This window comes from Dialister sp. UBA1703, assembly GCA_002320515.1.
Lineage (GTDB): Bacteria > Bacillota > Negativicutes > Veillonellales > Dialisteraceae > Dialister.
The window spans coordinates 18,401-27,468 of the sequence record DCJJ01000059.1; the positions used below are offsets into that span (position 1 = coordinate 18,401).

Sequence of the window (9,068 nt, forward strand, 5' to 3'; positions counted from 1 at the left end):
CAGTATATCCCTGTCCATCTTATAATAATAATATAGATTTATGATTTCACTTATTCCTTTATTTTATTAGTTACATTCCTTTCTTACATAGGGTGATGGGATATGAATCTTGAATTTTACAGAAATTTCATTGCCATGGTGGAAGCCGGCGGCATGAACAGGGCTTCCCGGGAAATCCATGTGGCCCAGCCGGCGCTGACAAGGCAGCTGCAGGTCATGGAAAAGGAGTACGGCGCGACGCTGGTGAAGCCCAGGAAAGGCCGCCATGCCCTGGAGCTCACAGAGGCGGGGTGGATTCTCTACCGCCAGGCCCGGCAGATCTGCGAAGCCGACGGCATGGCCCGTTCGGAAATCGCCGCCCTCTCCGAAGGCCTTTCCGGCACTCTCCACCTGTCCATTTCCCCCTCCCTTATGCCCATGGTCATTGAAAAGGGCATCCGCCCCTTCCACGAAAAATACAGTGACATGACCTTCCGGCTCCGGGAATCCTACCAGCTGCCGCTGGCGGAGGAAGTGCGCCGGGGCATTTCGGAAATGGGCATTACCAATGCGCCCCTTCCGGATCCCTCCCTCTTCCGGGTGCTCCATGAAGAAACCTGCACCCTCATGGCCGCCGCCCGGAGGGACTCCCATTTCCTTCCGGACAGGGAAAGCCTCAGGCCGGAGGATCTGGCTTCCGCGCCCCTGGCCGTGAGCCGGAGCACCGAAGAGGCGGTGAAACAGTTCTTTGGTGAAAAGGGACTTCGGGCCCCCATCCTCTTTGCCGTAGACGCCCGCTCCTCTGCCCTGGCCATGGCAGAGGCAGGCCTTGCGGCTGCCGTCATCACCCGGGCTCCCTGGGAAAAGGGGGAAGAGGATATGGTCCTCACCCCTCTGGACAGCCCCTCTTCCCGCCAGTCCATCACCTTCTTCTGCCTGAAGGATCATCACCTCTCCAAGGGCATGGAACGGTTCCTTGCCTGTCTGGAAAAAGAACTGGACACGCCGGTGGCGTGAAAGTTTCCTTCATCCTGCTGCTCCCGCCGACCGGTATATGGACAGTGGAATTACTTGCGGCATGTACCGAAATCCTTCGCTGACGCTCAGGATTCTGTCTGTGGAAGGCGGGAAGTCTGACGTCTGACCGTCTGATGTCTCTTATGTCCGGGGATACCGCCGGAAACCTCCCATGGAGGCGATAGCCACAGGATAGCGGGGAGATTTCTCCATTCTCCTCTGCTGCGGCCGAAATGATGCGGCGCCCAATCCCCCAGTCCTCAACCCCCATTCCCCATCCGTGATACAATAGGGGAAAGCGGATTCATCATACGGTTTTTCTATCAAAGGAGCATATATGCGTATCATTGTCATTGGCGCAGGCCATTTGGGCTATATTGTTTCCGATTTTCTGGTTAACGAAGGTTATGATGTGGTGGTGGTGGACTCGGACGGGGAAAAGCTGGAGGCCATCCGGAATGACCTGGACGTGCTCACCATCCAGGCCGACGGCACCAGTCCTTCCTTTATGCGGAGCCGGGATGTGGCGGGAAGCGATCTGCTGGTGGCGGTGACCGCCATGGACGAGGTGAATATCATTGCCTGCATACTGGCGAAGAAAAACGGCATCCCCCATACCATTGCCCGCATCCGGGATCCGAAGTTCCTGTCGGAGCCGGTGGACTATATCAAGGAAAATTTCGACATCGACCTGGTGCTGAGTCCGGAGCTGATTACGGCCCGTGAAATCAGCCGCCTCGTCATGACCCCTTCCGCCATTAACGTGGAGGATTTTGCCGGCGGGAAGGTGCGGCTTCTGGAAACGAAGATTTCCCCCCGCTCGCCCATGGCCCACAGGGCACTGAAGGACATCACCCTGCCGCCGTCGGTGCTGATCGCCCTTATTCTGCGGGATCATCACATGATTATCCCCCATGGCAGTGACCGCATCCTGCCGCTGGATAATGTGTATTTCCTGGGAAATCCCGATTCCCTGACGAAGATTTCCGCCCACAGCAATGCCAAGTACCAGAAACGGACGCAGAATGCCCTTATTATCGGCGCCGGCCGCACGGGGCAGGCGCTGGCTCCCATGCTGGAGAAGCAGGGCATTTCGGTGAAGGTCATCGACAATAATGAGGACCACTGCCAGGAAATGGCGGGCAAGCTGAAAAAGGGGATGGTGCTCTTAGGCGACGGCACGGACATCGACCTTCTCACCCAGGAAGGGGTGTCGGAGGCGGATACGGTCATCTGCACCACCAAGGATGAAAGGCTGAACCTGATGATGGCCCTTCTGTCCAAGCACCTGGGCGCCGGGCAGACCATTGTGCGGGTGACCCGCACCGAGTATATTTCCATCATGCAGCAGGTGGGCATTGATATCGTCCTGTCCACCCGTCTTCTGGCAGCGGCGGAGGTGCTGGGCTTCGTGCGGAGCGGGAATGTGGTGTCCGTGTCCCTCTTGGAAGGGGCCCGGGCGGAAGCATTGGAAATCGTCATTCCTGAGAGCTCCCGGGCTGCCGGCGTGCCCCTCATGAAGGCGGGCATCCCCCGCTCCTGCTTGGTAGGCGCCTATGTGCGGGACGGGAAAGCGTCCATTCCTGACGGCCGCTCCGTCCTTGCTGCCGGTGATAATGTCATCCTCATTGTGGAAACGGACCACGTGCAGGATGTGATTTCCTATTTCAAAGGAAGGGATTGACATGAATCGTAATATCATTCTGGCCATGCTGTCCCGCATTATCCTGGGTGCCGGCGTGGTGCTGCTCCTTCCCATGCTCCTGTCCCTCTACTACGGGGGGCCGGTGCTGTCCTTCCTCCTCCCTGCCGCCCTGTCCTTCCTTCTGTACCTGATTTTCCGGAAGAAGGGGGTTTCTCCCAATGACAGCCTCACGCCCCGGGAGGGCACTGCCATCACCGCCCTGACCTGGCTGTCGGTGTCCCTCATTTATGCCATTCCCTATGCCCTGTCCGGCGCCCTGTCGCCGCTGGACGGGCTGGTGGAGAGCATTTCCGGCCTCACCGGCACCGGCGCTACGGTGATGGATGACCTCACCATTCTGCCGCCGTCCATTCTTTTCTTCCGGGCCATGACCCACTGGCTGGGCGGCCTGGGCATTATCGTCATTTTCGTGGCCCTCTTCCCCCAGGCAGGGCGGGGCACCACGAAAATGGTGAACGCCGAAAGCACGGGGCCCACTTCCTCCAAGCCCCTTCCCCGCATCAAGGAAACGGCCATGGCCCTCTTTGCGGTGTACTTCTGCTTCACCGCCGCCGCTGCCGCTGCCTACATGCTCTGGGGCATGGGATTTCTAGAGGCCCTGGACCATGCTTTCTCCACCATTGCCACCGGCGGCTTTTCCACCAGAAATGAAAGCATTGCCTATTACCACAGCGCCTCCCTGGAAATGATTATCACCTTCTTCATGGTGATTTCCAGCGCTAACTTCGGCATTTATGTGGATGCCTGGAAACGGGGACTCCACGTCATCTGGAAGGATACGGAATTTAGGGTGTACCTGGCTCTGGTGGCAGGGGCGGTCCTGCTTCTTACCACCTCCCTGGTGCTGCAGGGCCATATGCCGCTTCTGGAATCCCTCAGGGAAGCCATTTTCCATTCCGCCTCTCTTTCCTCCACCACCGGATTTGTGGCGGCGGACTTTGACCAGTGGCCCTCCTTTGCGAAATTCATCATCCTCCTTCTCATTATCGTAGGCGGCTGCGGCGGCTCCACCGCCGGCGGCCTGAAGGTAATCCGCCTCATCCTCCTCTTCAAATGCTTCTCCGCCATCCTGAAGCTCCATATGCATCCCCGGGCCATTTTCCACATGACCGTCGGAGACGAGCGGTTCTCCCGGAATACGGTGCTCCAGGTGCTGGCCTTCTTCTTCATTTACATGGCCCTGTCCGCTCTCTGGGCAGCGGGCATGATGTTTGACGGCCTCGCTTTCATGGATGCCCTGGGCGTGTCCCTCTCCACCATGAGCAACGCCGGCCCCGCCTTCGGCCAGTTCGGCGCCACCTGTACCTACGCAGCCCTGCCGGATTTCTCCAAAATTATCGTGTGCCTGTCCATGCTCTTCGGCAGACTGGAATCGGTAACCCTCCTCTCCATCTTCATCCCCTCCTTCTGGAAACGGAGCGGATGGTGAGAATCAGATGTCAGATGGTAGACGATAGAAGTTAGAAGTCAGACGTCAGGCGCGCAGCCCCATAACCTTTTCAATGAACCCATCAAAAAAAGCGTGAAGCCGAAGCTCCACGCTTTTTTGATTTTATTTCCGGTCTCCGAAGAGGCGGAGGAGGTAAATGAAAATGTTAATGAAATCCAGGTACAGGGTGAGGGCGCCCATGATGGCCACCTTCTGTCCCTCGTCGGTGGCCCGGGAATGGTAGGTAAGGGCCAGCCGTTTAATGGACTGGGTGTCATAAATGGTGAGGCCTGTGAAAACCAGGATGCCGGCGTAGGAAATGAGCATCTGCAGCAGGGTGCTGTCGAAGAAGAAACCTACCACCGTAGCCAGGATGATGCCGAAAAGGCCCATGAGGCACATATTTCCCATTTTGGAAAGGTCCGCCTTGGTTACATAGCCGTACACTGACATGATACCGAAGGTGCCGGCGGTCATGAAGAATACGCCGCCAATGGAGGACAGGGTATAGGTGAGGAATACCGCCGACAGGGTAATGCCGTTCAGCACGGAATACACCAGGAACATGACCGCCGCCGTTTTCAGGGACATTTTCCCCATGGCAGACGACAGGCGCCATACCAGGGCAAAGGTGGCAAGCACCAGCACCAGGGTGCCGGTGCGGCTCCCCATGAAAAGCCCCCGAAGCAGGGCGTTATCCGATACGAACCAGGCGCTAAACCCCGTCACCACCAGGGCAATGGCCATCCAGGCATACACATCTTTCATCAGACCGGGCATATTGATGGAAATACTTTTTTCCCGTTCCGCAGTGAATTCATCATACATTGGACATACTCCTTTCTATTATGATTATAGGATTACAGCTTTCTGCTGTATTTCTATTGTAGCACAATCCCGAAAGTTTCATAGCCTTATGCGGGCTACATCATTTTTAAATCTTTATAAACAGGGGGGACGACCCACTGTCCCTGCTGGTCCATGAGTCCCCAGCCCTTTTTGCGGCGCACCGGCGAAAGGCCGTGGCGGAAGGGGCCGCCTGCCTTGTCTCCTGAGGGAAGGACAAAGAGGACGCGGCCATCCCTGTCCAGAGCTTCCGTTTTCTTCCCGTTCTCCATCCAGGTCATGCCGCTGCCACCAAAGGGCTCCATCATGGCGCTGCGGGGAAGTTCCCGGATTTCTTTGCCTGTATCTGCCGTGGCCAGCACTGTCCGTCCGTCGATTTCATAGAGGAGACGGTTTTCTCCCAGGAAATAGAGACGGTCATAGATGAAATCCTTCACCCTCATGCCGTCCGCCAGACGGAAGGCGCCCATCTTTCCTGTCCCTTTGTCCCGAAGGGTCACAAGCCCTTCCCTCTCATAGAGCAGGCCGCCGGACAGGTCGTAGGAGCCGGGCGGGATGACATCCTGCCCTTCCCGGTTCACAAAGCGGAGAAGGCCCTTGTCCTTCACAAAGGCGCCCCACTCTGTCATGGGGTACACCTCATCGGAGCGGCTGTCAATGATGACATGGCCTTGGCGGTCCAGGTAGCCCCGCTTCACGCCGTCATAGGAAAGGGGCAGCATTTCATCGCTTCCGCCGTTTCCGCCAAGGCCGCCCAGCACAGCTCCCGCCAGTACGCCCCAGTTGAAACGGTTCACCTTCCGGCGGTACTCTGCCAGACCGTTTTCATAGGGCCCTGCGCTGTCAAAGTCGGCGGTGAAGAGGAGCTTTCCCGCCTCGTCAATGGCGCCCTTCCTTCCGTCAGAAAGCTCCACGAAGGCAATGCCCTCGCTGAAAGGAGCCAGCACCTGCCGGTACAGGGGCGCCGTTACCCTTTTTCCATCTTCGTCCAGAATGCCGTACTTTACCTTGTCCCGGTAGAAAGAAGGCCCCTCTTCCCTGGGAGGCGCCGCCGGCTTTCCGTCAGCGGTGATATAGGAAAAGCTCTTCTTTCCCTTCACCCGGAAAAGGCCGTCTCCCTCATAGCTGATGGAGCTGTAGACAGGAGGCACCACTTCCTCTCCCTTTCGGCCCAGAAGGCCCCAGCCCTTCTCCCCTTTGACAGCAGCCAGTACGCCGTACTCATAGGCACTGCCGCTGTCCCTCAAGACGGAAGCGCTGGGGAGCTTATTCTTGGTGAGATAAGGGTACACCATGCCGCCGGCAGAAGGCGCCGAAGGAAAATCGACGGATACGTCGGAATGGGTGGTGGTTTTTGACGATTTCTCCCTCGTCTCTGTCCGGCTCTCCGATACGGCAGTGGAAGAGCCTTCCCGGTGGATGTGGGTATAGGAAAAAGCCGGTTCCTCTCCCTGTATAGGAGAAAATGCAGCCGGCAGGAGCAGGAGGGATGTGATAAGCAGAATCTTTCCGGTTCTGTAGTTCATAGAGCGTCCTTTCTATTAAACGATGATTTTCGATATTGTATTTCTATTATACTAAAATTTCCTTTTCCTGTAAACACTGCCTGCCTCCTCCTGTGATACAATAAAGAAAAAGGAAATATTCCTAAAGGAGGCTGCCATGGATATTTCAGAAGAAATCACTAAAATGAATCTTTATAAAACCTTTGAGCCCTACATCCAACCATCGGTGACCATGAAGGAAAGAATGGACGGAAACATCCGCCTCACCGAAACGGCCCCCGAAGACGCCCGCCAGGCCCTTTCCAAGTGGAAGGCCATGAAACTGAAACAGCGCCTTTTTTAAAAGTTTAAGGAGGAAAAACATATGGACGCCACCCTCGACAGCGAAGACATTGCCCTTTTGAACCGGCTCTCTGACAAACAGAAAGACTACGCCCTCACCCTCTACACCGCCAGGGAAAAGAAAAAATCCACCGCCTACATCCTGTGGATCCTCTTCGGCGTGTACTACTTCTACCTGGGCCATCCCTTCAAGAACATACTCCTGTGGCTCCTCTGCTTCTGCGTCATCGGAGAAATCTGGTGGATTGTGGACCTTTTCCGCATGTCCGGCATGGTGAAGCGGAAAAATAAGGAAATCCTGATGGAATGCATCAAAGAAGCGGTGCAGCTCTACCCCGCCCCGCCAGCGTCGGATACCTATGCATAAAACAAAAACACGAAAAAAGCCGCCAGGGAAATGCAGCAGCATTTTCCGGCGGCTTTTTCCGGTCAATCACGATGTCTATGGGTATTATACCATATGTGAGTGATCTAGTGATCTAGTGATCTAGTGATCTGGTGAGCTAGTGATCTAGTGATCTGGTGAGCTAGTGATCTAGTGAGTGGGAAAAGGTAAAGCGCGTAACATCTTTGTCCCTTGAGGGGCCATAGGGTGTACGAGGCTTCAAGATGGAATGATACTCTACGCTGAACTGACTGCCAAACGGCAGCCTCCCCGCCGACCGGTATTTAATGACTGTTGTCTCATATGCGCCGCGTGCCGAGATTCTTCGCTTCGCTCAGAATGACCATGCCGGTGGGAAGGAAACAGCGCCCAGCGCCCGACAGACAGCGGACAAGTGAACCGCCGTCAGCCGCCAGCCCACTAGTACACCAGCCTACTAGTCCACTAGCCCACTATCCTCACTCATTATTCGACATATGGGTCTTGTCAAAAATCAGGAAGCAGATGGAGATGATCATAGCCACTACGGTAGCCAGGCCCATGCCTTTCAGCTGCACCGGGCCTACTACGATGGTGGCGCCGGAGAGGCCGGAAATCATGGTGACTGCCGTTAAAATCAGGTTTCTGGATTTCGTGTAGTCCACCTGCTTTTCGATAAGCATGCGGATGCCGGAGGCAGCGATGAAGCCGAAGAGGAGGATGCATACGCCGCCCATGACGGGGGTGGGGATGGCGTGGATGAGGGCGGCAATCTTGCCGATGAAGGAGAAGATAATGGCAAATACGGCGGCGCCGGCAATGACCCAGGTGCTGTATACGCCGGTCATGGCCATGACGCCCATGTTTTCACCGTAGGTGGTGTTCGGCGTGGAGCCTACGAAGCCGGAAATGATATTGGACAGGCCGTCGGCAAAGAGGGAGCGGTGCAGGCCGGGATCTTTGATCAGATTTCTTCCTACAATATCACTGGTCACAAAGAGATGGCCCAGGTGTTCCGCAAAAACCACGAATACCGCCGGCAGAATCATCATAATGGCGGACAGATTGAAATGGGGAGAATAGAAGGTGGGGAAAGCCACCCAGGGCATTTCTTCCACATGGTGGAAATCCACTACCCCCATGAAGACGGAAAGGACGTAGCCGGCAATGACGCCGATGAGGATGGGGATGATGGAAATGAAACCTCGTCCCAGCACCGTAGCCAGGATGGTCACCACCAGAGTAAACATGGAAATGGTGATGGCCGTGGCAGACGACATACCCTGGGGTTCGCCGATAAAGCCGGACATGGTCATGGCCAGGGGCGCCAGCTCCAGCCCGATGATGGCCACAATGGCCCCCATGGCAGCCGGCGGGAAGAGCACATCGATCCAGTGCACCCCTGCCTTCTTCACCAGAAAGGCCAGGAAAATAAAGCAGAGACCGAAGGCAATGAATCCTCCCTGGGCGTCGGCATAGGACATACCCGCCGTGGACGTCACCGCCAGCACCGGGGAAATAAAAGCAAAGGAAGAGCCCAGGTAGGCAGGGAGCTTCCATTTGCAGATGGCCAGGTACAGCAGGGTGCCTATGCCGTTCATGAAAAGGCAGGTGGCAGGGTCCACATTCAAAAGAAAGGGAACCAGCACCGTAGAGCCGAACATGGCAAAGAGATGCTGCAGGCTCAGGGGGATGGTGGGGAGAATGGGAAGCCGTTCCTCCACCTCAATAATGCGTTTACTCATTTCTTCACTTTCCTCTCCTGGGAAGCGCTGATTCATTCATTGTTTGCTTTTATTCTTGAACTTTTATGCAATGCAAGGAATAAGGCGACGCGAATAGCCAGCTATTTAAGGGGCCTCATGACGAAGCAGTGCATAA

The 9,068-nt window shown here is 55.9% G+C and carries 8 protein-coding genes; 5 read left to right on the forward strand and 3 right to left on the reverse strand.

What is annotated here, in order from left to right; translation table 11 throughout:
* Positions 1 to 102 precede the first annotated feature (102 nt).
* The 3 genes from B2Y11_RS02755 to B2Y11_RS02765 all read left to right on the forward strand — a co-directional run bounded on the left by B2Y11_RS02755 (position 103) and on the right by B2Y11_RS02765 (position 4,130).
* Positions 103 to 996, forward strand: coding sequence for a LysR family transcriptional regulator (locus tag B2Y11_RS02755; protein ID WP_291055910.1), 894 nt, complete (start codon positions 103 to 105; stop codon positions 994 to 996).
* Positions 997 to 1,333: 337 nt separating this feature from the next.
* Positions 1,334 to 2,680, forward strand: coding sequence for a Trk system potassium transporter TrkA (gene trkA, locus B2Y11_RS02760; protein ID WP_291055913.1), 1,347 nt, complete (start codon positions 1,334 to 1,336; stop codon positions 2,678 to 2,680).
* Between the two features lies 1 nt (position 2,681).
* Positions 2,682 to 4,130, forward strand: a complete 1,449-nt coding sequence (locus B2Y11_RS02765) for a TrkH family potassium uptake protein (protein WP_291055915.1) — start codon at positions 2,682 to 2,684, stop codon at positions 4,128 to 4,130.
* Positions 4,131 to 4,253: 123 nt separating this feature from the next.
* On the opposite strand, the gene B2Y11_RS02770 is transcribed toward B2Y11_RS02765, so the two are convergent.
* Both B2Y11_RS02770 and B2Y11_RS02775 read right to left on the reverse strand, forming a co-directional pair.
* On the reverse strand, positions 4,254 to 4,958 hold the full coding sequence (locus B2Y11_RS02770) for a Bax inhibitor-1/YccA family protein (RefSeq protein ID WP_291055918.1): 705 nt from the start codon (positions 4,956 to 4,958) through the stop codon (positions 4,254 to 4,256).
* Positions 4,959 to 5,053: 95 nt separating this feature from the next.
* Positions 5,054 to 6,502: a WG repeat-containing protein gene (locus B2Y11_RS02775; protein WP_291055921.1), complete on the reverse strand. Its 1,449-nt coding sequence runs from the start codon at positions 6,500 to 6,502 to the stop codon at positions 5,054 to 5,056.
* 136 nt (positions 6,503 to 6,638) lie between these two features.
* On the opposite strand from B2Y11_RS02775, the gene B2Y11_RS02780 reads away from it, so the two are divergent.
* Positions 6,639 to 6,824, forward strand: coding sequence for a hypothetical protein (locus B2Y11_RS02780; protein WP_291055924.1), 186 nt, complete (start codon positions 6,639 to 6,641; stop codon positions 6,822 to 6,824).
* Positions 6,825 to 6,845: 21 nt separating this feature from the next.
* Positions 6,846 to 7,190 (forward strand): TM2 domain-containing protein, encoded by a 345-nt coding sequence (locus tag B2Y11_RS02785; RefSeq protein ID WP_291055927.1) that lies wholly within the window; start codon positions 6,846 to 6,848, stop codon positions 7,188 to 7,190.
* 476 nt (positions 7,191 to 7,666) lie between these two features.
* Here B2Y11_RS02785 and uraA read toward each other — a convergent pair whose 3' ends face one another.
* The gene (uraA, locus tag B2Y11_RS02790; protein WP_291055930.1) at positions 7,667 to 8,932 is read right to left on the reverse strand and encodes a uracil permease; all 1,266 of its coding nucleotides are present in this window, start codon (positions 8,930 to 8,932) and stop codon (positions 7,667 to 7,669) included.
* Between the last annotated feature and the right edge of the window lie 136 nt (positions 8,933 to 9,068).